Origin of the sequence: Enterovibrio norvegicus (genome assembly GCF_002876705.1) — a bacterium.
GTDB classification, from domain to species: domain Bacteria; phylum Pseudomonadota; class Gammaproteobacteria; order Enterobacterales; family Vibrionaceae; genus Enterovibrio; species Enterovibrio norvegicus_B.
In genome coordinates, this window is the sequence record NZ_MDAG01000057.1 from 1 (window position 1) to 20,115 (window position 20,115).

The following is a 20,115-nucleotide window of genomic DNA, read 5'->3' on the forward strand; positions in this document are numbered from 1 at the left end:
AAAGCCTACGCCGTGCTTTAAACGGTCAATCGGACGCGGGATGGAGCAGTCTGGTAGCTCGTCGGGCTCATAACCCGAAGGTCGTTGGTTCAAATCCGGCTCCCGCAACCACTTTCGAAAAGCCTGACTGCAAAGTCAGGCTTTTTTCGTTTTTGTCATGGATTGTCATAACCCTCAGGCCGTAGCAAAGGGTTTGCCCGTACAAATCCGTCACCCACATCACGTTCGAAACATCGGACTGCAAAGTCAGGCTTTTTTCTTTTTCGCCATGTATTTGCATCACCCTCAGGCCGTTGCAAAGGGTTTGCCCGTACAAATCCGTCACCCACATCACGCTCGAAATATCGGGCTGCAAAGTCAGGCTTTCTTCGTTTACGCCATGTATTAGCATCACCCTCAGGCCGTTGCAAAGGGTTTGCCCGTACAAATCCGTCACCCACATCATGCTCGAAATATCGGACTGTAAAGTTAGGCATTCTTCGTTTTTGCTATTTCTCTTCTCAATATCTATTCCCTTAACTTGGCCACTTCTATAGGTAATTTCTCTGTGTTAGGTTATTAGACTGGTTATCTAGGACAGATGAGAGAACTTACATGGCAGTTTCTGATACGTCGAACCTCGACCGCATTGATATTGAGATCCTTCGAATTTTGCAATCTAATGGGCGATTACCTGTCGTTGAATTAGCAAAGAGGGTGAACCTCACGACAACGCCTTGTTCGGAGCGCGTTAAGCGGCTAGAGAGGGAGGGGTATATCTCGGGTTATCACGCGGATATTTCCGCTGAGAAGCTTGGGTTAGAGGTTGTAGTATTCATCCATATCCGGCTTGACCAAACGAACTTGTCGATCTTTGATAAATTCGCAAAATCGGCGTTACTGATCCCCGAAATTGAAGAGTGTTACTCTTTGTCTGGTGATTTCGATGCAATGATTAAAATCCGCGTCAAAAACATAAAAGCCTACCAACAATTCATGTCGACGCGAATCATTCAGCTACCTGGCGTTATCCAAACACGCAGCGAAATCGTCATTGCTGAATACAAACGAAGTGCAGGGATTAATCCTGAGTTAATATCTCCCTGTTGATCTCGTCAACACACGCTCGCTGAACCACCACCTTTAGACTGTTTAGGTTAAGAGAAAGTGACGGGGTGATTCTGTGCTATAAAGGTAAATTACCCACATGTTCAATATCATTAAGGTTATTTACCTTTGGGTGGCCAAAGAGTTTCTGCAATTTAGGTAAATGTCTCTTCAGAGTGTTACTAAAATAAACCTCATAATAACAATGTTAATAAAATGTTGAGGTGTAAGATGGTCGCACCAGCGCTTAGAGATATGATCCCTGCTCCAAAAGAATATGTGCACTCGACCAATGCGGTTGTGATGGTGCCGCCTGTCGATTTCAAATTTAATGCTGAAACCAGCGCAGACAATGAATTTCAAAAAAAACTGGCCCTGACGGACGAACAAGTGCGTCAACAAGCTCTGTTGGAATTTAACGGTATGGTTGAGTTGCTTCGTCGTCATGGTGTGAACGTGACGGTGATGAATTACGAACAAGGCAAAGATGAAACGCCTGATGCCGTCTTTCCCAATAATTGGTTTTCTACCTCGCCGACGGGTGATGTGTATTTGTTTCCTATGGCATGTGAAAACCGCCGTCGAGAAGTGAGGACGCGACAATTGGTCTCGTCACTTGTCGCGCAAGGCTTCAATGTTCTGAATGTGCAGGAAATTGGTGACTTGAAGGCACCTCAATCTTTTCTAGAAAGCACCGGTGTCATGATCATGGATCATATCAACGCCACCATTTACGCCGCGTTATCTGTGCGATGTGACCGTGAGTTACTCCAGCAATTTGCGGATGAAGCGGGATTCAACGATGTGGTCTTTTTTGACACGAAAATGGCGTCAGGGCAGGCTGTGTACCACTCCAACGTAATGATGGCTGTGGGTGAAGGGTTTTCGGTGATCTGTGATGAGATCATTGAGGAATTCGAGCGTCGTCGTGTTCTGTCATCACTTCAGAAAACGAAAGACGTGGTTTCAATCACCGAAGAACAGATGAACCACTTCTGCGGCAATATTTTGCAGCTGCGTAATGACAAAAATGAAAAGCTCATTGTGATGTCGATGTCCGCTTACAATGCGTTCACGAAGGAGCAGAAAGATGTGCTTCGTCATCATGGCCAATTGATTCCTATTGATGTGTCTACCATAGAGACCATTGGTGGTGGGAGCGTGCGCTGTATGCTGGCGGAAAATTTCCTTCCTCGCTAATGCGGTCGCTTTTCAGCAAAAGCCCTATCTATTGATGGGGCTTTTTGTTTTTGAACAAGCACCTTGAGGTTGTTTGGGTATAAAAGCAATTAGTTGCACAATTGGGTATCCGTCTTATCCTTAAGAGAGTCTATAAGAATAAGCTAGTTAGCAATGAGAGGGGAATGTCTCCACCTCGATAAGGGAGAGTTGCTATGCCGGAAAGACGATACCGCCTTATCACTCGAAGCGATTTCGATGGGTTAGTGTGTGCGGTACTGCTCAAGCACATCGACTTGATTGACGACATCAAGTTTGTTCATCCGAAGGATATGCAAGATGGTGTGATTGATATCAACGAGTACGACATAACCACCAACCTTCCTTACAACCCGAAAGCACACCTTTGTATCGACCACCATGCTTCTGAGTTGATCCGAAACGGAGAACTCAGCCCTAACCATATTATTGATCCTGCAGCCCCCTCTGCGGCGCGTGTTGTATGGAAGCACTTTGGCGGAGACAGTACGTTCCCTGCGGAGTGGGACGAAATGATGGAAGAAGTGGACAAAGGTGACTCTGCGCAATACACCAAAGACGAAGTGTTGTATCCATCAGGATGGGGCTTGCTGAATTTCATCATGGACTCCCGCACTGGGCTGGGTCGATTTCAGGAATTCCGCATCTCAAACTACCAATTGATGATGGATTTGATCGACCACTGTCGTGATAAGGGCATTGATGAGATCATGTTGCTAGACGACGTGAAAGAACGCGCAGACTTGTACTTTAGTCACCGAGAGAAGTTTCAAGAGCAACTGCGTCGTTGTGGTTCGATATGCGGAAATTTGGTCATCCTCGACCTTCGCCATGAAGACAAGATTTGGGCTGGGAATCGCTTCGAAATCTATGCGTTGTTTCCTCAGTGCAATATTTCCATCCATGTACTGTGGGGCTTCAAAAAGCAAAACACCGTATTCGCGTGTGGTAAATCCATTTTCGATAAATCATCGAAGACGAACATTGGTGAATTGATGTTGAACTTCGGCGGCGGTGGACATGAAAACGCAGGAACCTGCCAAGTGCCGAACGAAATGGCGGCGCAGATCCAAGATGATCTTATCGTGAGGATCAACACGGACGGCTAGCCCCACGTATAAGCCGAATGGCATAACGGATAACAATAAAAAAGTCGGGCATGCCCGACTTTTTCTGTTTTCGTCATGTGTAAACACGATCGCTAATTGGATGGCGTGTACGTGCCTACAAAGTGTTTCGCGCAGTAAGCCACACGCTCTTCGGGTGTTGGCGGTGTGGCGAGCACACCCATACGTTCAATATGGCGAAGACGCGGTAACAAGCCACAGTCATTAGCGATCTGAATGGCCAAACCCGGACGCGCGTTAAGTTCGAGCACCATCGGACCTTTTTCTTTGTCCAACACCATGTCTGTGCCTAGGTATCCGAGGCTTGTCATTTCCCATGCGCTGGCAGCAAGGGTTAACAATTGCTCCCAGTGAGGGACATGCAATTCTGACAGCGCACGACCCGTGTCAGGGTGATGTTCGATAGGGCGGTTAAATTGCACGGCGCGAAGGGCTTTTCCAGTGGCGATATCAATACCGACACCCACAGCACCTTGGTGAAGGTTCGCTTTCCCATCAGAAGCTGATGTCGAAAGACGCATCATCGCCATGACAGGGTAGCCTTTGAACACGATGACGCGAATATCAGGTACACCTTCGTAGCTAAAACCATCAAAGACATCGTCAAATTGAATCAGGTTTTCGACCACTGCGACATCGTTTTTTCCGCCAAGGGAGAAAAGACCAGCAAGCGTGTTGGTGATATGGCGTTCAACTTCAATCTTGCTAACTTCAGTGCCTGAGGGCTTTTTGTAAATTCCATCTTGGTTTGAGGTAACAACCAGAATGCCTTTACCGCCAGAGCCTTGCGCGGGTTTGATAACAAAGCCTGGCCAGTCTTTCACCATGTCATGAATGGATGGCACGCTGTGTTGCTCGCTGATGACGCCGATAAGCTCAGGCACGGTTGCCCCCGCGTGTTGTGCGAGGGTTTTCGTCTTGAGCTTGTCGTCCACTAGAGGGAACAACTTCCGGTTGTTATAACGTCCAATGTAGCTGATGTTGCGTCGGTTCATGCCCATGATGCCAGCGCGGTTTAGCTTAAAAGGGGACGTAAATTTTTTCGTCAGCAAAGAAAACATGGCGTTAATCCTTCACCAGCGGCTTAAAGCGTTTTAGCTCGCTCAAGCGATAGCCCGTGTAGTTACCCAGCATCAAAATTACCGCCAGAATCACCAACTGAATACCGATGAAGTTAAACGTAATGTGGCGAACGAAATCATTGGTCATTGCCATGTAAACCAGCACGGCTGTAAGCAAAGAGCCACCGCCTTGAACAATCACTTCTTTCGCGCCTTCCTCTTCCCAAAGAATCGACATACGTTCGATGGTCCAAGAAAGGATAATCATTGGGAAGAAGGTGATAGTTAAGCCTTCCACTAAACCAATCTTAAAGGCGACCACGGTGAACACGGAAATAATCAGAATCACCGTAATGATCACGGCTGATATTCGCGCAACGAGCAACAAGTTCAGCCGCGACAAGTAACTTCGGATGATCAGACCCGTACCCACGATCAGCAAGAAGCCAACAATGCCTGGGACCAATTGCGTTTGTACAAACGCGACTGCAATCAAAACAGGCATAAAGGTGCCTGACGTTTTAAGACCAATGAGTACGCGCAGCATGACCACAATCAGCGCGCCAATAGGAACAAGCATGATGGTTTTGAACATCGCTTGCTCTTCAATGGGTAGGCTGTGGATCGAGAAGTTCAGCAGGCTTTCAGCTTGGATCTTTTCATCCGTGGCTTGTTGCGGACTGATATCTTGCGCGATGATGGAGAAGCTGACTTGGCTATTCGTGCCTCCCATAACTTCAAGCAGTGGGGTGCCTTTTTGATTCCAGATCACCCGATTCTTGGTTGTGTCTAATGCGCCCGTATCGAGATTAAACAGTTCCCACTTGTCGTTATTCCAAATTTCGACCATTGGAATAATGCTTTGGCGGCGACGACCATCTTCAAGTTGCAGCGCGCCGACGACGCGAGCATGAATGCCTTCTAAAGAAAGAATCGCTGAGATTGCATCCGCTTTACTCATTTCTTTTGTCAGCAAGCCTGCATTTTGGCTTTCATTGTCATTGAACTGTTTAATCAACTCACGCGTTAGCGTGCTGTTATCCGCAGAACGTTGACGCGCCTGCGACAGCATGGCTTCAGCCGCGGTCATTAATGGGCTATCAAGCACGACGGGCTTGGCATCACCGATAGGCGGCTCTGTGGGGAACTTCGCGTTTTCATCCACCAACATTTGGTTTTTGAAATAGAGGATTTGGTTACCGTTGGCCTCGCGCTTCGTCCATTCTGCACGACGTCCATTTTCCGTGTTTATCAATGCAAAACCATACCCTGGCGAGCTTGTGTTCTCATTGATCAGCGTAAAACCTTGCTGTGTGTCTGGCGTGGCGAGTGAAATCTTAACAGGGTCGCCTTTTGCCTGAAATTCAACGCGGGCTTCCACTTCCCACACTTGATGTTCTTGTCCCGCTGTCCACGGCACGCCGTACACATCATGACGATATAAACTCATGCCGAGACCAACAATGATCAGCATGGTGATGAGTAAGTAGAAAGGAACGCGTGAAGTCATTTTGTCCTCGTTTTTTGCACTGATACTGACTCAGTGGCTTATTTATCGTCGGCTACGTATTTCGCGTGGATATATGATTTGCTGACATCAACAACTGCAATATCCTTGAAAAATTCGCGACCCAACAAGACTGGGAATTCCATGTGTGAGCGGTCAGCTAAGGTAAACTGCGCTTTTTCGTGCAAGTTACCGAGGCGAACACGAAGTTCGACGACAGGGCGACGCTCAAGTTGTTCAGAGGAGGCTTGGCGGATCTTCACCCAGCGCTTTACAGGCGCTTCGAGAGATTCTTCCGGCTCAATATCGCCTTTTTCGTTTTTGGTGTGCGCGAGGGTGAAACTGACCCATGTTTTACCGTCGCGTTCAAATTCTTGGATGTTGGTGGCGTTCAATGATGATGTGGTTGCGCCGGTGTCGATGCGCGCTTTGAAATTGGCGTTTGCCGCATTCATCCATATCCACTCTTGCTCACCCAAAATGGCCTTGTTGTCAGCCAACGGCACAGGCACTTTCTTTTCAACGTAGACAATTTCGGGTTCAGGGCGATTCGCTGCTTCTCGTGCTTGGTTTTTACGCATGATATTGAGCGTTTCTGTCAGCTCATTCACTTGCGATTCTAGCGTGGTGATTTGAGTTTGTTGCTCTGTGAGTCCACCATTGAGCGTTGAGAGGTCGTCTTGAATTGACGTTTCTACCTTGTTTATTGCGTCCAAGGTTTGCTGATGCTGCTGTTGTGACGTGATCGTACAACCAGAAAGTGCAGCAGAAAAAAGTATCAGCAATCCGATGCGAGTTGGCATGAGGAGCTCCGTGCTGGGTGATTAAGGAGTTGATTTTAGGGCGTTAGTCTAGCCTGAAAAAAAGGGCGCGAGAAGCGCCCTATGTCATAGATTAGTCAGGATTCTTGGCTACAAGGATAGCACGCTTCGGTGCCGGGTAGCCCTCTACTGTCTTGGTTGGGTCGTTAGGATCCAAGTAGTCTGGAAGCGAGTTGTGGGTCATCCACCCCGTCGTACGCTGCTCGTCGGTGGTAGTGATACATTCATCAACAATGCGCACATCAACAAATCCCACCTTTTCGAGCCATACTTTCAGGGCTTTAGCCGACGGGAAAAAGTACACATTTCGCATTTGGGCATATCTGTCAAACGGAACCAATACCGCATTTTCGTCGCCATCAATAACCAGTGTTTCCAAAACCAACTCGCCGTTTTTTACCAATTGGTTCTTTAATTGAATCAAATGGTCCAACGGTGAACGGCGGTGGTAAAGCACACCCATGCTGAACACAGTGTCGAAAGCTCTTAACTCTGGCAGGCGTTCAATCCCTAGAGGTAAAAGGTGCGCACGTTGGTCATTCCCCATCAAGCGACGGATCGCCTCAAATTGAACGAGGAAAAGTTCAGACGGGTCGATACCTACGGTGAGTTCTGCGCCTTCACCCAGCATGCGCCACATGTGATAACCATTGCCACAACCCACGTCGAGAACATAGCGACCTTTCAACGGAGAAATGTGCGGAAGCACGCGGTCCCATTTCCAATCTGATCGCCACTCTGTATCAATGTCGATGCCATGAACGCGGTATGGGCCTTTACGCCATGGGTGGAATGAGCGCAGCAAGTTTTCCAACTTAGAACGCTGACCTTCTGGTAACTCATCATCGCTGCCAACCGTTACGCTGTCTTTTAGTTCAAACGAGGATGGTGCGTCTGTTGGGATCTTCTTTAGCACGCGCATCCATTTTGGCATGTCGCCGTGCGGAAGCTCTTGCCACTCCGCCAGTTGAGCTGGCAAGACATTCAGCCAGTTTTGAAGACGGTTTTTAGCGATGAGTTGGTAGAAGTCAGAAAAGTCGAACATGGCGTATAAGTCTGTCTGTTAATGTATTTAATGAGTGCTGTAGGTTAGCGCGCGTTGTGTACCTGATTTACTTAATGGCAAACATAGAGCCAAAGTTAAAGCATTGGAACCACACAGCAACACTGCTGAAACCTATATTGCTCAAACGTTGCTTATGGCAATCGATGGTGTCGGGTTTCATCACGTTTTCAAGTGCGCTGCGTTTTTGGCTGATTTCGAGTTCGCTGTAACCGTTCGCACGTTTAAAATCGTGGTGAAGGTCAATAAGTAACTCATGCGCTGTTTCATCAGCAAAGCTGTATTTTTCTGACAGGATCAGAATGCCGCCTGGCTTTAGTCCAGCGTAAATGCGTTCTAGCAGGGCTTGGCGATCGTCAGGGTTTAGAAACTGAAGCGTAAAGTTCAGCACAACCACAGAGGCGTTTTCGATATCGACATGACGAATATCATTCTCGATAACCGATACATCCGTTTCTGAACGGTAAGCGTTAACGTGCAGTTGGCAGCGTTCAACCATTGCTGGAGAGTTATCAACGGCGATAATTTTGCAGTTCGGCGCACTGATGTGGCGACGCATCGATAACGTTGCTGCACCCAGTGAGCAGCCAAGATCATAGATGCTTGAACCGTCTGAGGCATAGCGCTCAGCAAGCATACCGATGGCAGAGATGATGTTGCTGTAGCCCGGAACCGAACGTTGGATCATGTCGGGGAAGACTTCAGCGACGTTAGCATCGAACGTGAAATCGCCGAGTTTCTCTATAGGAGCAGCAAAAATATTGTCGTGATTGGCCATCTTAAACCTGCCTTGAAACTATGCTTACCGGCACGTTTTCCAGATCCTGACATGCGGTGAAAAATACAAGTGTGGCATCAGCATCCAGCAAACACCAAAAGGGCGCGTATTGTAGAGAATTTTCCCTGAGATGTCTCTATGTGTGAAGCACCAGTCTCATCACTCTCTGCGCGTATGTGTTACCTAGATTGTTGGCACATTTGAGTTTCATTGTTTTTCCTCTCACTTTTCATATGTTTGGTGCAAAAAAGAAACCAACATCTATACTTTAAGATGGAGGGTGTAAGTCATCTTTACCATGTTATTGCTAGCGCATCCTTTGGTAAGGGTAACGCTGATTGGAGAGGGTGAGAATGCAAAGGTTAAGGGAAGCTATCTATTCACTTCTCGTCATCACTGGGATTGCCAGAATTCTCTCTTACTGGCATCGAGACAAGCTTGTCATATTGTGTTTCCACTCCATGTCAGTAAAAGATGAACATCAGTTTTGGCCGGGCGTATTTATTTCTAAAAACAAGCTCACTGAAGTGCTCGAATACCTCAATCGATCTCATTTTAATGTCGTCAGCCTTGATGATGCTGAGCGTCACCTACGTGGGGATATTCGCCTCAAATACCCTGTCGTGATCACCGTCGACGATGGTTGGCGTTCAAGCATTACAGAATTGCTGCCTGTTTTTCAGGCTTATCAATTCCCTGCCACCGTGTATGTCACCACCTATTATTGCGACCATCAGATCCCCGTTGTGAATGTCGTACTTCAGTATTGGCTGTGGCAAAAACCGACCGATGCGTTCGACGTGATATTCCGTCAACAGCAGTACCATTTTTCCGGTGATACTCCCACGAAAGTCAGTGCGGTCGAGAGGGTGATGAAAGCCTTCAATGATGAAGAAAAAAACGCCTTCTTGCACGCGATTGCTCAAGCACTGGACGTGAGTGACGACGCCATTTCTTCAAAACAATTTCACAATGCCAATTACACGGAATTGAAATCCGCGCTCGCTTCTCCATTGGCGGATGTTCAATTACATACCCATACCCATCAATTACCGATTGACTGCGAATCTATTCATCGTGAAATACAAACAAACCGAGACGTGTTAGCCATGCAGCTTTCTTCACAAAAAGCGCGTGCACATTTTTGTTATCCAAGTGGGATTTGGTCTCCTGAACATATTCCAGAGCTACATGCTCTTGGCATACGCACAGCGACCACGTTAGATGAAGGCCTGAATGAAAGATCTGAGCACCCATTGAAGTTGAAACGAAACTTGGTGATGGACAGCCGTTCGTTAAATCAGTTTATCGTCACCGTTTCGGGTGTGGTGGATACCTTACGTTGGGCTATGGGTAAAACACGTTCGTGAATGAAATGAAAAATTAGTGAATGAAATAAACGGGTGCATGAGGACGTAAATGACAGAATCTGCGAATGCTAGAATCGCCTACCCATTAGATGTAGCTTGGCTTCAACGTCGACAAAAAAAGCTGCGTCGTAGGTTGAAAGAATCACTTTCTACACCACCTGTGCGTGTGGCGATTTTGGGCGGCTCTACGACCAGTGAGGTGGCTAACTACATTGAGTTGTTTCTTTTAGATGCAGGGGTCAATGTTGATATCTATCAGTCTGATTATAATCAGTTCTATCAAGAGTCAGTGTTCGACAATGACGCGCTTGACGTGTTCAATCCGCAAGTCATTTATATTCATACCAGCAGTGTGAACCTAACGTCATGGCCTGAACTGACAGACAGTGATTCGCAAGTGAACGATAAGATCGCCAGCACCTTTGAGCACTTTCAAAGTGTTTGGCTTGCTTTGCTCGGTAAGTACTCGGCCACCATCATTCAAAATAATTTCGAATTACCCTTCTCTCGCCCATTGGGTAATATTGATGCCTCGGTGACAGTCGGTAAAACACGTTTTACCCATGCAGTGAATGAAAAATTTGCAGAATACGCAGAGACAAATGCCAATTTCATTTTGCACGATCTGAACTATCTAGCAGCATGGTTTGGTTTAGCTCGCTGGTACAACAAAACGCAGTGGTACGCTTATAAATATGCGATGAACAGCGATGCGTTTCCTGAATTGGGGCACAGTATCGCCAGCCAGATCATGGCTGGATTAGGGCTGAGTAAAAAAGCACTTGTGTGTGATTTGGACAACACCTTATGGGGTGGTGTGATTGGCGATGATGGTTTGAAAGGCATTCAGATCGGCCATGAGAGCGCTGAAGCTCAAGCCTACACAGAAGTGCAGCAGTATTTAAAGGCACTTCATCAGCGCGGTGTTTTACTGACGGTGTGCAGTAAGAACGAACTTAAAAATGCACAACAAGGGTTCTCGCATCCTGACTCGATACTCTCTCTTTCTGATTTCAGTGAGTTCAAAGCTAACTGGAACAATAAAGATCAAAACATTGAGCAGATTGCGACGTCACTGAACATAGGATTAGATTCACTGGTGTTCCTTGATGACAACGCCAGTGAGCGAGAATGGGTTGGAAGCAATCTGTGCTCTGTTGTTGTGCCTGATATTGGTCAGGATGTCACGCAATACATTGCGACATTGGATAAGGCCAGTTTATTTGAATTGGTGTCTCTCAGTGCAGAGGATGTTTCCCGTGCTGCCATGTATGGCCACAATCAAGAACGTCAGCAGCTTCGACGAGAATTTGAAAACTATGATGACTATCTGCAATCTTTAGATATGCACGCGACGATCGCGCCATTCGACGAATTGTCATTAGCTCGCATTACTCAGCTCACCAATAAAACCAATCAATTTAACCTCACGACTCGGCGTTATAGCGCGCAAGAAATGGCATCTGTTATGCATTCACCCCATCACCTTTCCCTTTATGGTCGGTTGCGCGACAAATTTGGCGACAATGGCATTGTGTCTGTGATTATCGGAACTGAAGATGAAAGCACACTGACTATCGATCTGTGGCTGATGAGTTGTCGTGTGTTCAAGCGCAAGATGGAAATGGCAATGTTTTCTGAATTAGTTCGCCATGCGAGAGCCCGCAATATTCGTAAATTGGTTGGACAGTATATGCCGAGTAAGAAAAATGGCTTAGTGAGCGAGCACTATGCTTCGTTGGGCTTTCAGCGTTTGTCAGAGGATGACGCCGGAAATACTCAGTGGGTCTATGTGCTTGATGACGATCCAGTTGAACATGCACTTCCTTTGACGATTGCTAACGAGCCATGAAGCACAAATAAGAACCTAACATCGTCTAGGTTTACTTACGCGAATTAATGAAAGGAGCTGATATGGATATTTTAGACGCAATTTCTCGGATCATTGCTGATGTACTGGACGAGGATGATTTAGTGGTGACACGAGATACGACTGCAGATGACGCGGAAGACTGGGATTCGTTGGCACAGATACAAATCATTGATGCCATCGAAAAGGAATTGGCCATCAAATTTAGTTTGCTTGAGATCGAGCAGTTAAATCAAGCCGGAGATGTGGGTGGCACCGTTGATTTAATTTCGCGCAAATTGGAAGCAGCTTAAACGGAAACGGGCGAATGAATCACTACAGCATCGACAACATCACGGTAGGTGTGAAGCATCAGTTTTTGGCTGATATCACGGAGGAAAAACTGCATGCATTTACCCTTGTAAGCGGCGATGTCAATCCGCTCCATACCAATGTGGCACATGCTAAAAAGCGAGGGCACCCAGGTGTGGTCGTATACGGCATGATGACGGCGTCATTGTATTCCACCTTGGTCGGGGTTTATCTACCGGGTGAAAATGCCCTGTTGCAAGATATTCAAACACGCTTTAGCCGGCCAGTTTTTGTTGGCGATGTACTAACGGTAGAGGGTGAGGTAGTCGAAGTGCACGAAGCACTAAAACGCATAGAGATCAAAGCGACTATCCGAAATCAGAATGGAAAGGTGGTATCAAGAGCTCGGATCCACTCAGGAATTGATGAGGGTGAGTAATTGTCATGGGTAAAACAAGCATAATTGTAGGTGCAAGTTCTGATATCGGAAAAGCTGTATTAATGACCCTTGATGGTGCGGGCAATCAGTTTATCGCACACGGTTGCCACAATGTGGCAGCACTAGAAAACATGCGCTCATCCATGCAAGGTAACCTTCATGTTCTTGGGGCAGATTTAAGCGATGCTGGCAGTTGTGAGGCATTTATCTCTGAGGCAACGACATTATGTAATAGCCCTGATCATCTTGTGTTTGCGCAAGCGCAAAGACTGAAATTGACACGTTTCAAAAAACTTTCGCGTCAGCAAATATTAGAGCAACTAGACGTTCAGATGATGAGCAGCATGATGATTGCCAAAGCGTTTCTTCCAGCTATGGTTAAACGCGGCAATGCACGAGTCGTGTTTGTTTTGAGCAGTGTTACCTTAGGCATGCCGCCAGCAGCAATGGCTGATTACAACATTGCTAAATATGCTCAGTTGGGGCTGATGCGTTCGTTGGCCGCGGAGTTTGGCACTAAGGGTGTGCGTGTCAATGCGGTGTCGCCATCAATGGTGGATACGCCTTTCTTGCAGGATATTCCTAATAATATGGTGATTCAAAACGCCGCCGCTCACCCTATGAGACGGAATGCATCATCTGAGGAAGTGGCTTCTACAGTGGCTTTCTTGCTCTCGGACGGGGCGGAGTACATTAATGGCGTGAACCTTTCCGTAACGGGTGGAGAGTGTGTATGAGCTTGCAAACACTGCTCGATGAGTTACGTGAGCTGATTGAAAGTCGATTAGATGGCAAGGTTGTCAACTTGCCTGATCTTCGCCAACAATACATCGCTTTTGTACAGGGGAAGATGCAGGGACGTGCCTATTTTCTCTTTCCTGATGATATGGAGCGTTGGATCGAAGAGTTAGCGGGTACACATAGTGCGAAGGTGTTGGCTGATATTCATCAATTGGTACTCGTTGATCTCATGCTAAGCAGCTTACGCTCGCTTGATTCAGCACCTATTGATGATCAATATCGTCATCTTGAAGTGCTTCCGACGCGCGTAATCGATGCAGTCATGGAGTGGTATGGGTATTTAGTGGATAGCATGATCGCGGGCGATTATGAGCCTGATACGACGAGCGATCTGTTCAGAAAAGATCTGGCAATCAGTGCGTTAAACATGTGGCCTAGCAGCTCAATTTGCCATTATGAGATGAGAGCATTGCCGCGACGCTTCCTCACTGCTAATGGTATTGCACAATTCTTCTCAGCAGCAGATATGTTGTTGAGGAAGATCAAAGATAGACAACACATGTACGAACTTCATATGGAAGATCGAAGAAAAAACCCTCATTTTCTTGAAGCGGGTTGGCGAGAGTTTTATCTGGAAATTGCTCAGCGCCTAGAGACAGAACCACATGTTTCAGGGATCTTTGCGCAAAGTTGGTTTTGGGATCCAGAAGTAATAAAAGCATCCCCTAAGATGATGTATTTGCGCACACTTCCTGAATCTGGCGGCGCAAGGTTTTATCTTCTAGAGGAATGCGATGACCCCCTGCATGTTGCCTTGCAAAACAAAAAGCGCCAGCGCTTATATGCGCAAAGGATGTACATACCAAAAAGCTACTTGATGATTTGGCCGCGAGAAATGATACTGCGCTGGGCAAAAGACCTGCAACCTCTCTGTACCTAAACCACCTGATTGTCACCATTCCACTCTGCCCAAATGAGGCGAAATTGTTCCATGAGACCTGCCTTTAATTTGGGTTGAAGGCGTTTTTATCGTGATGTCCAACAGGAACACATGAATCGTAATTAGCTGCCATCTCATTTCCAAAGAAGTTGTTTTGCCGATAATTTTTCGATAGAACAAAATTCAACCACCAAAGTTCAACAGCCCCTGGTTAAAGGAATATTCATTCTGATGAGTAGAATAATTGTTGATTACGTGACGCTAGAAAGTGAGGGATGACTGCGATTCTATTTCTTATTTATGCTATAAAAGTAAGGATCTCTTGAGGATATTCACAATGTTAGAGCAAGCAGTTATAAATCTAAGCAGTGATGACACGACATTAAGCCGTAAGCAAGTGGCCATGCGTGAGCGTGAAAATGAGTTATTGGATATTGCATGTGGCATTGTGGCTAGGGAAGGGTTTGCGCAACTGAATATGGATAAAGTTGCAGCGGCCAGTCCGTATTCTAAAGGGACGATTTACAACCACTTTAACAGCAAAGAAGATTTGTTTGCTGCGCTTGCTATCCAAGCGTTAGGGAAAAAAATCCCGCTGTTCAAACGCGCGCTCGACTTTGAAGGCACAAGCCGTGAAAAGTTGATAGCCATGCATACAGGCATGCACCTTTTCTCCAAACTCTCTCCCATCCTGGCCATGTGCGCATTGGTGAGTCGCACACCTGCTGTCACTGAAAAAAGTGCACCAGAACGCTTAGAAAAGCTTAATGCTCTGGAAGAGTTAGTGGTGTCGTTTGGTGACAAATTCATCGAACTTGGCCAAAGCTCAGGCGATCTGACCCTTGCTCCAGGCATCACGAGTGACAGTATTGTGTTTGCTAACTGGGCGATGGCATTTGGCACCAGCTCGCTGGTGAACAATGCAACGCAGAGCAGTTGTGTCTCTCGTCAACTCAGTACCAATATTGTGCTTCAAAATCTTAACTTCCTCCTTGATGGCATGCACTGGGCACCTTTGTCTTGTGATTTTGATTATCAGAAAACGTGGGAACGTGCTGAAAAAGACCTCTTCGGAAAAGAAATCGCCCTGCTCGAAAATCAATCGTAGTTGCGAAAGATGTATCATTGTTGACGATTCGTCAAAATGAGCTTTAACATGTTATAAAATTGTACTATATTGACGTTTCGTCAGAAATTGACGGAGCGTCAATTGGAGAACGTAGAACAACGAACTACATTTTATTCATGTGAACGCGTATTTATATTTTGCTTGAACAGGGTCCGAGTGACTGAAGTCCATGTTCCGGAAGTATTAAGCCATATCACTTGGCTTTTTAAAGCAGAGAATTTGACGAATCGTCACAAACGGAGTGTGTGATGAAAAAAGAACTATATCGAATGCCAACGGCGCGTCCTTGGTTATTCTTGATCCTCAGTGTGTTGCTTGCAGTTGTGGCAGCGATGGGCAGTCAGAACTTGTATTTTCGAGGCGACTACCAAATCTTTTTCGATAAAGGGAATCCGCAATTAAAAGCATTCAAAGAGCTCGAAGCCACCTTCAATAAAACAGACACGCTTGCCATTGTGGTTGCGCCACATAACAAAGACGTGTTCACAAAAGACAACCTTTCGTTGATTCAGCAACTCACAGACGAGGCTTGGCTGACACCATACGCAAGTCGCGTGGATTCCATCACCAACTATCAACACACCTCTGCAGAAGATGACGATCTCCTCGTGGAAGATCTCGCGCCTGATTATTACGAACTCGATGAAACGCGAATCGACTACATCCGCGATGTCGCACTCAATGAACCGCGTTTGGTTAGCGCTATTGTTGGCCAAACAGCGCAAGCTGCCATCGTAAATATCACATTCCAATTGCCAGATGGTGACCAAACTGCACAAGTGCAGGAAGTGGCTAACTTTGCGCAATCGGTATTAGCGAAAGCCCACGAAACATATCCCGATGTGGATTTCCATTTGGCTGGCATCATCGCCATGAACAAAGCCTTTGCTGACGCTGCACAAGCAGACAGCCAAACGCTCGTGCCAATGATGTTTCTGGTTGTGCTGGTGTTCCTCGGCATTATGTTGAGATCTTGGAAATTTGTTGTCGCGACATTGCTGGTGATCGTGCTGACGATTGCAGCCACCATGGGCATGCTTGGTTGGGTAGGGCACTACTTGAATAACGGCACGGTGACAGTGCCGACCTTGGTAATGACGTTGGCTGTGGCTGACTGTGTGCACTTGATTACGTCATATGTGCATGCGTTGCGTGAAGGAAAAGACAAAACAGAAGCCATTAACTATGCGCTCAAACTTAACTTCCTCGCGCTATTAATCACGTCTGTGACGACGTCGATTGGTTTCCTAATGATGAATGCGTCGGATTCTCCTGTGTTGAGAGACATGGGTAACCTTGCAGCCTTGGGGGTCATGATCGCGTTTGTTCTGTCTGTGACGCTATTGCCAGCACTGCTTCAGTTGATGCCGTTCAAGGTCAAACCAGCGCGTAAAAACAGCAACAAGGTGATGGCGTGGGTAGCAGATACCGTGATTGCGAATCACAGAAAGATTCTGCCAGTCAGTGCCATTGTTGTGGCACTGAGTGCCGTGTTGTTGATGCAAAACCATGCGAATGACAATGCCGTTGAATATTTTGATTCTGGCAATGCGTTCCGTCAGGCGGCGGATTACATGGAAGAAACGGTCAGTGGTACAACTGCGATCAGTATTTCCATCAAGTCCGGTCAACCTCAAGGGATCACACACCCTGAGTTTTTGAATGCCGTTGAAGGTTTCACGGAATGGTTACGTACACAGCCAGAAACGGACCATGTCGCGTCGATTTCAGACACGTTCAAGCGTTTGAACATGAACATGCACGGTGATGACAAAGCATATTACGCATTGCCTCAGGACCCTGAGCTCGCGGCACAATACTTGTTGTTGTATGAAATGTCGTTGCCTTACGGGCTTGATTTGAACAACGAAGTGAACATCGATAAATCTGCCGTCAAGCTTGTGCTGACTACCGATAACCTTGGCAGCGTGAAATTGATTGCGCTGGAAGATCGCATGGATGCCTGGTTTAAAGCCAATGCGCCTGACTATGAAATGGCGTCGTCGGGCCCGAACCTTATGTTCGCGCACATTGGTGAAACGAACATTGCCAGCATGTTGAAGACGCTACCGATCGCATTGGTGCTGATTTCAGGATTGCTAGTGTTCGCACTGCGTTCATGGCGTCTCGGTGTCATCAGTCTCGTACCAAATTTGGTGCCAGCGATATTGGGCTTTGGTTTGTGGGCTATCGTATCGGGAGAAATCAACTTAGGGCTTTCGGTGGTTATCACATTGACCTTGGGGGTTGTGGTTGATGATACGGTGCATTTCTTGACCAAATATCGCCATGCACGTATGCAAGGGCGCAATGTGGAAGACGGTATCCGCTATGCCTTTGACTCTGTGGGTCGTGCACTTTGGATCACCACCGTCGTACTTGTGGCGGGTTTCAGCGTGCTAGCAACATCAGGTTTCCGATTGAACAGTGACATGGGCTTGCTCAGTGCCATTGTGATTTTCATTGCCCTCATCGTGGACTTTGTTCTTTTACCTGCTGTGCTCTTGATAGCAGACAAGAAAGCCTATGCCGATGAGTCTAAGCCTTTTAGCGAAGAAGCTGCGCAATAACGAATTCAAGGAGATAAGAATGAAAACAATGAGAACATTATCAAAAGCCGTTGTTATTGCATTTAGCATGATGGCGATGGCAGCGCCTGTGACGGCTGACGAAGTGAAGGGATTGGAAATCGCCAAAGAGCGTAAAGTCCGTGACCAAGGTTGGGGCGATACTGTCGCCGAAATGACCATGTTGCTTGAAAATGCAAACGGCGACACCAGCGACCGTAAGTTGCGTATTAAAACGCTCGAAGTGGAAGCTGATGGCGATAAGGGTTTGACGATTTTCGATGAGCCCCGCGATGTGCGCGGTACCGTTTTCCTTAACTATTCACACATCACGGGTGCTGACGATCAGTGGCTGTATCTTCCAGCCTTAAAGCGCGTGAAACGTATTGCATCACGCAACAAGTCTGGGCCGTTCATGGGCAGTGAGTTTGCTTACGAAGATTTAAGCTCTTTTGAGCTTGAGAAGTACACCTTTGACTTGGTGGGTGAAGAAGAAGTTGATGGACAAAACACCTATGTGATTGTGCAAACACCAACAGACAAATATTCAGGCTACACCAGCCAGAAAGTCTGGGTTGACCAAGAGCATTATCGTCCGCTGAAAACCGAGTTTTATGACCGCCGTAAGTCATTGTTGAAAACGCTGACCTTCAGCGACTACAAACAATATTTGGACCAATACTGGCGTGCGCACACCATGATGATGGTGAACCATCAGACAGGGAAATCGACCAAACTGACCACCACGGAATTGGCGTTTAAGACTGGGTTAGACGAAGGTGACTTCTCGAAATCTAGCTTGAAGCGCGCTCGCTAGGAGTCAGGATGAATATACGACTGTCATTGGCGGCGCTGCTTGCGCTGCCTCTTTTCCTCTCACCCAGCTATGCCTTTGACATTGAGGGTGAGGTGAGCTTCCAACAGCGTCAATTTGGACAGACAGGGGCTCAAGGTCAGGATAAAAGCCAAACGTCGATCGCCATTGAGCCTGAGCTTTATTGGGAAAGTGAAGAAGGGAACACGAGCTTTACGTTCACCCCTTTCTTCCGCTGGGATTCAATGGATGATGAACGCACCCATGGCGATGTGCGTGAAGCCTTGTTGATGCATTATGACGACAACTACGAACTGCGTTTCGGCGTGGGTATTGTCTTTTGGGGCGTGACAGAGTCACAGCACCTTGTCGATGTCATCAACCAAACCGACGCCGTTGAAGCGGTTGATGGTGAAGTGAAGTTGGGTCAGCCGATGGTGAGTCTCGGGCTAGAGCTGGAGACGGGTCTGTTGGATCTGTATTTACTTCCGTATTTTCGTGAACGCACATTCGCCAGCACAGATGGTCGTTTGGCGGTTCCGGGTGCGGGCGATGCAGATGCGCAGTATGAATCTCGCCACGAAGAGTTTTACCCCGATGTCGCTGCGCGCTATGGCACCATGCTGGATGATTGGGATGTGGGCTTGAGTGTGTTTCATGGCACCAATAGAGACCCCTATTTTTTCAATAGCTTGTCGCCATATTATGCGCTTATGACTCAAGTGGGCCTTGATGTGCAAGCAATATACGGTGATTGGCTGTGGAAAGCGGAGGCTATCCGTCGTTACAGCTTGGAATCCAACACGGCGTTTACTGGTGGATTTGAATACACCTACGTAGGTGTGAACGAAGGCATTACTGATCTGGGTTTCTTAGTGGAATACCTTTACGACAGTCGCGGTGAAGGCGCACCTGTCGCCGGTCAAAACGATGTGTTTGCAGGACTTCGTTGGGTACTTAACGATCACGATGGCACTGAGTTTTTGCTTGGTGGGACACTTGATTTAGATGACACCGATTCCATGACAGTGCGTTTGGAGTCGAGCGGTCGCTTCTCGAATGATTGGAGCTGGACAGTCACAGGCTGGATGTTCAATTCAGATCGCGTCACTGACCCGATTTATTCGTTAAAGCGTGATGACTTTGTCGAAGCGGAAGTGAGTTGGTATTTTTAGGGGTCTTAAAAGACAGGTCCTAGGAAGAGCGGGACCTAGATCCTAGGAGGAGCAAAATCTAGAGCTTGACGGCGCTTCCTATTTTCAAAGAATCGCTGCAGGACCCAGGACCCAGGAC

General features: G+C 47.0%; 18 protein-coding genes and 1 tRNA gene. 14 read left to right on the forward strand and 5 right to left on the reverse strand.

What is annotated here, in order from left to right:
• Positions 1-34 precede the first annotated feature (34 nt).
• The 4 genes from BCT27_RS19540 (at position 35) to BCT27_RS19560 (ending at position 3,413) form a co-directional block, all read left to right on the forward strand.
• Positions 35-111 (forward strand) — tRNA-Met (locus BCT27_RS19540).
• A gap of 483 nt (positions 112-594) precedes the next feature.
• Entirely contained in the window at positions 595-1,089 is a 495-nt protein-coding gene (locus BCT27_RS19550) for an Lrp/AsnC family transcriptional regulator (protein ID WP_102319467.1), read from the forward strand.
• A gap of 228 nt (positions 1,090-1,317) precedes the next feature.
• A complete protein-coding gene (locus BCT27_RS19555; protein ID WP_102391749.1) occupies positions 1,318-2,286 on the forward strand; it encodes an arginine deiminase-related protein in 969 nt (322 codons plus the stop codon).
• 194 nt (positions 2,287-2,480) lie between these two features.
• On the forward strand, positions 2,481-3,413 hold the full coding sequence (locus BCT27_RS19560; protein WP_102319469.1) for an exopolyphosphatase: 933 nt from the start codon (positions 2,481-2,483) through the stop codon (positions 3,411-3,413).
• A 92-nt stretch (positions 3,414-3,505) separates the two neighbouring features.
• On the opposite strand, the gene BCT27_RS19565 is transcribed toward BCT27_RS19560, so the two are convergent.
• The 5 genes from BCT27_RS19565 to cmoA form a co-directional block, all read right to left on the reverse strand.
• Positions 3,506-4,492: an alpha-L-glutamate ligase-like protein gene (locus BCT27_RS19565; RefSeq protein ID WP_017008277.1), complete on the reverse strand. Its 987-nt coding sequence runs from the start codon at positions 4,490-4,492 to the stop codon at positions 3,506-3,508.
• Positions 4,493-4,496: 4 nt separating this feature from the next.
• Positions 4,497-6,002, reverse strand: a complete 1,506-nt coding sequence (locus tag BCT27_RS19570; RefSeq protein ID WP_102319471.1) for an inactive transglutaminase family protein — start codon at positions 6,000-6,002, stop codon at positions 4,497-4,499.
• Between the two features lie 38 nt (positions 6,003-6,040).
• Entirely contained in the window at positions 6,041-6,802 is a 762-nt protein-coding gene (locus BCT27_RS19575) for an ATP-dependent zinc protease family protein (RefSeq protein WP_102391752.1), read from the reverse strand.
• 91 nt (positions 6,803-6,893) lie between these two features.
• Entirely contained in the window at positions 6,894-7,865 is a 972-nt protein-coding gene (gene cmoB / locus BCT27_RS19580) for a tRNA 5-methoxyuridine(34)/uridine 5-oxyacetic acid(34) synthase CmoB (RefSeq protein ID WP_102396535.1), read from the reverse strand.
• A gap of 67 nt (positions 7,866-7,932) precedes the next feature.
• Positions 7,933-8,661 (reverse strand): carboxy-S-adenosyl-L-methionine synthase CmoA, encoded by a 729-nt coding sequence (gene cmoA, locus BCT27_RS19585; protein ID WP_102396536.1) that lies wholly within the window; start codon positions 8,659-8,661, stop codon positions 7,933-7,935.
• 353 nt (positions 8,662-9,014) lie between these two features.
• Between cmoA and BCT27_RS19590 the strand changes: the two genes are divergently transcribed.
• The 10 genes from BCT27_RS19590 to BCT27_RS19635 all read left to right on the forward strand — a co-directional run bounded on the left by BCT27_RS19590 (position 9,015) and on the right by BCT27_RS19635 (position 19,997).
• Positions 9,015-10,031 carry a polysaccharide deacetylase family protein gene (locus tag BCT27_RS19590; protein WP_102396537.1) on the forward strand — a complete coding sequence of 339 codons (1,017 nt, stop codon included), beginning with the start codon at positions 9,015-9,017 and terminating at the stop codon, positions 10,029-10,031.
• Between the two features lie 49 nt (positions 10,032-10,080).
• Positions 10,081-11,883, forward strand: a complete 1,803-nt coding sequence (locus tag BCT27_RS19595) for an HAD-IIIC family phosphatase (protein ID WP_102396538.1) — start codon at positions 10,081-10,083, stop codon at positions 11,881-11,883.
• A gap of 62 nt (positions 11,884-11,945) precedes the next feature.
• Positions 11,946-12,194, forward strand: a complete 249-nt coding sequence (locus tag BCT27_RS19600; RefSeq protein WP_102319476.1) for an acyl carrier protein — start codon at positions 11,946-11,948, stop codon at positions 12,192-12,194.
• Positions 12,195-12,208: 14 nt separating this feature from the next.
• Positions 12,209-12,631 (forward strand): MaoC/PaaZ C-terminal domain-containing protein, encoded by a 423-nt coding sequence (locus tag BCT27_RS19605; protein WP_102391756.1) that lies wholly within the window; start codon positions 12,209-12,211, stop codon positions 12,629-12,631.
• A 5-nt stretch (positions 12,632-12,636) separates the two neighbouring features.
• Entirely contained in the window at positions 12,637-13,368 is a 732-nt protein-coding gene (locus tag BCT27_RS19610; protein ID WP_102391757.1) for an SDR family NAD(P)-dependent oxidoreductase, read from the forward strand.
• Positions 13,365-14,312: a hypothetical protein gene (locus BCT27_RS19615; RefSeq protein ID WP_102396539.1), complete on the forward strand. Its 948-nt coding sequence runs from the start codon at positions 13,365-13,367 to the stop codon at positions 14,310-14,312. Before BCT27_RS19610 ends, BCT27_RS19615 begins: the two co-directional genes overlap by 4 nt.
• Positions 14,313-14,649: 337 nt before the next feature.
• Entirely contained in the window at positions 14,650-15,420 is a 771-nt protein-coding gene (locus BCT27_RS19620) for a TetR/AcrR family transcriptional regulator (RefSeq protein ID WP_102319480.1), read from the forward strand.
• 269 nt (positions 15,421-15,689) lie between these two features.
• Complete coding sequence (locus tag BCT27_RS19625) at positions 15,690-18,011, forward strand: efflux RND transporter permease subunit (protein ID WP_102396540.1); 2,322 nt, start codon at positions 15,690-15,692, stop codon at positions 18,009-18,011.
• 19 nt (positions 18,012-18,030) lie between these two features.
• A complete protein-coding gene (locus BCT27_RS19630) occupies positions 18,031-18,825 on the forward strand; it encodes an outer membrane lipoprotein-sorting protein (protein ID WP_102319482.1) in 795 nt (264 codons plus the stop codon).
• A gap of 8 nt (positions 18,826-18,833) precedes the next feature.
• Positions 18,834-19,997 carry a hypothetical protein gene (locus BCT27_RS19635; protein ID WP_102396541.1) on the forward strand — a complete coding sequence of 388 codons (1,164 nt, stop codon included), beginning with the start codon at positions 18,834-18,836 and terminating at the stop codon, positions 19,995-19,997.
• Positions 19,998-20,115 lie beyond the last annotated feature (118 nt).

Excerpts from the sequence above, each read along its gene's own strand:
- BCT27_RS19550 (WP_102319467.1), top strand. The coding sequence starts at position 595 with ATGGCAGTTTCTGATACGTCGAACCTCGACCGCATTGATATTGAGATC.
- BCT27_RS19555 (WP_102391749.1), top strand. The coding sequence starts at position 1,318 with ATGGTCGCACCAGCGCTTAGAGATATGATCCCTGCTCCAAAAGAATAT.
- BCT27_RS19560 (WP_102319469.1), top strand. The coding sequence starts at position 2,481 with ATGCCGGAAAGACGATACCGCCTTATCACTCGAAGCGATTTCGATGGG.
- BCT27_RS19565 (WP_017008277.1), bottom strand. The coding sequence starts at position 4,492 with ATGTTTTCTTTGCTGACGAAAAAATTTACGTCCCCTTTTAAGCTAAAC.
- BCT27_RS19570 (WP_102319471.1), bottom strand. The coding sequence starts at position 6,002 with ATGACTTCACGCGTTCCTTTCTACTTACTCATCACCATGCTGATCATT.
- BCT27_RS19575 (WP_102391752.1), bottom strand. The coding sequence starts at position 6,802 with ATGCCAACTCGCATCGGATTGCTGATACTTTTTTCTGCTGCACTTTCT.
- cmoB (WP_102396535.1), bottom strand. The coding sequence starts at position 7,865 with ATGTTCGACTTTTCTGACTTCTACCAACTCATCGCTAAAAACCGTCTT.
- cmoA (WP_102396536.1), bottom strand. The coding sequence starts at position 8,661 with ATGGCCAATCACGACAATATTTTTGCTGCTCCTATAGAGAAACTCGGC.
- BCT27_RS19590 (WP_102396537.1), top strand. The coding sequence starts at position 9,015 with ATGCAAAGGTTAAGGGAAGCTATCTATTCACTTCTCGTCATCACTGGG.
- BCT27_RS19595 (WP_102396538.1), top strand. The coding sequence starts at position 10,081 with ATGACAGAATCTGCGAATGCTAGAATCGCCTACCCATTAGATGTAGCT.
- BCT27_RS19600 (WP_102319476.1), top strand. The coding sequence starts at position 11,946 with ATGGATATTTTAGACGCAATTTCTCGGATCATTGCTGATGTACTGGAC.
- BCT27_RS19605 (WP_102391756.1), top strand. The coding sequence starts at position 12,209 with ATGAATCACTACAGCATCGACAACATCACGGTAGGTGTGAAGCATCAG.
- BCT27_RS19610 (WP_102391757.1), top strand. The coding sequence starts at position 12,637 with ATGGGTAAAACAAGCATAATTGTAGGTGCAAGTTCTGATATCGGAAAA.
- BCT27_RS19615 (WP_102396539.1), top strand. The coding sequence starts at position 13,365 with ATGAGCTTGCAAACACTGCTCGATGAGTTACGTGAGCTGATTGAAAGT.
- BCT27_RS19620 (WP_102319480.1), top strand. The coding sequence starts at position 14,650 with ATGTTAGAGCAAGCAGTTATAAATCTAAGCAGTGATGACACGACATTA.
- BCT27_RS19625 (WP_102396540.1), top strand. The coding sequence starts at position 15,690 with ATGAAAAAAGAACTATATCGAATGCCAACGGCGCGTCCTTGGTTATTC.
- BCT27_RS19630 (WP_102319482.1), top strand. The coding sequence starts at position 18,031 with ATGAAAACAATGAGAACATTATCAAAAGCCGTTGTTATTGCATTTAGC.
- BCT27_RS19635 (WP_102396541.1), top strand. The coding sequence starts at position 18,834 with ATGAATATACGACTGTCATTGGCGGCGCTGCTTGCGCTGCCTCTTTTC.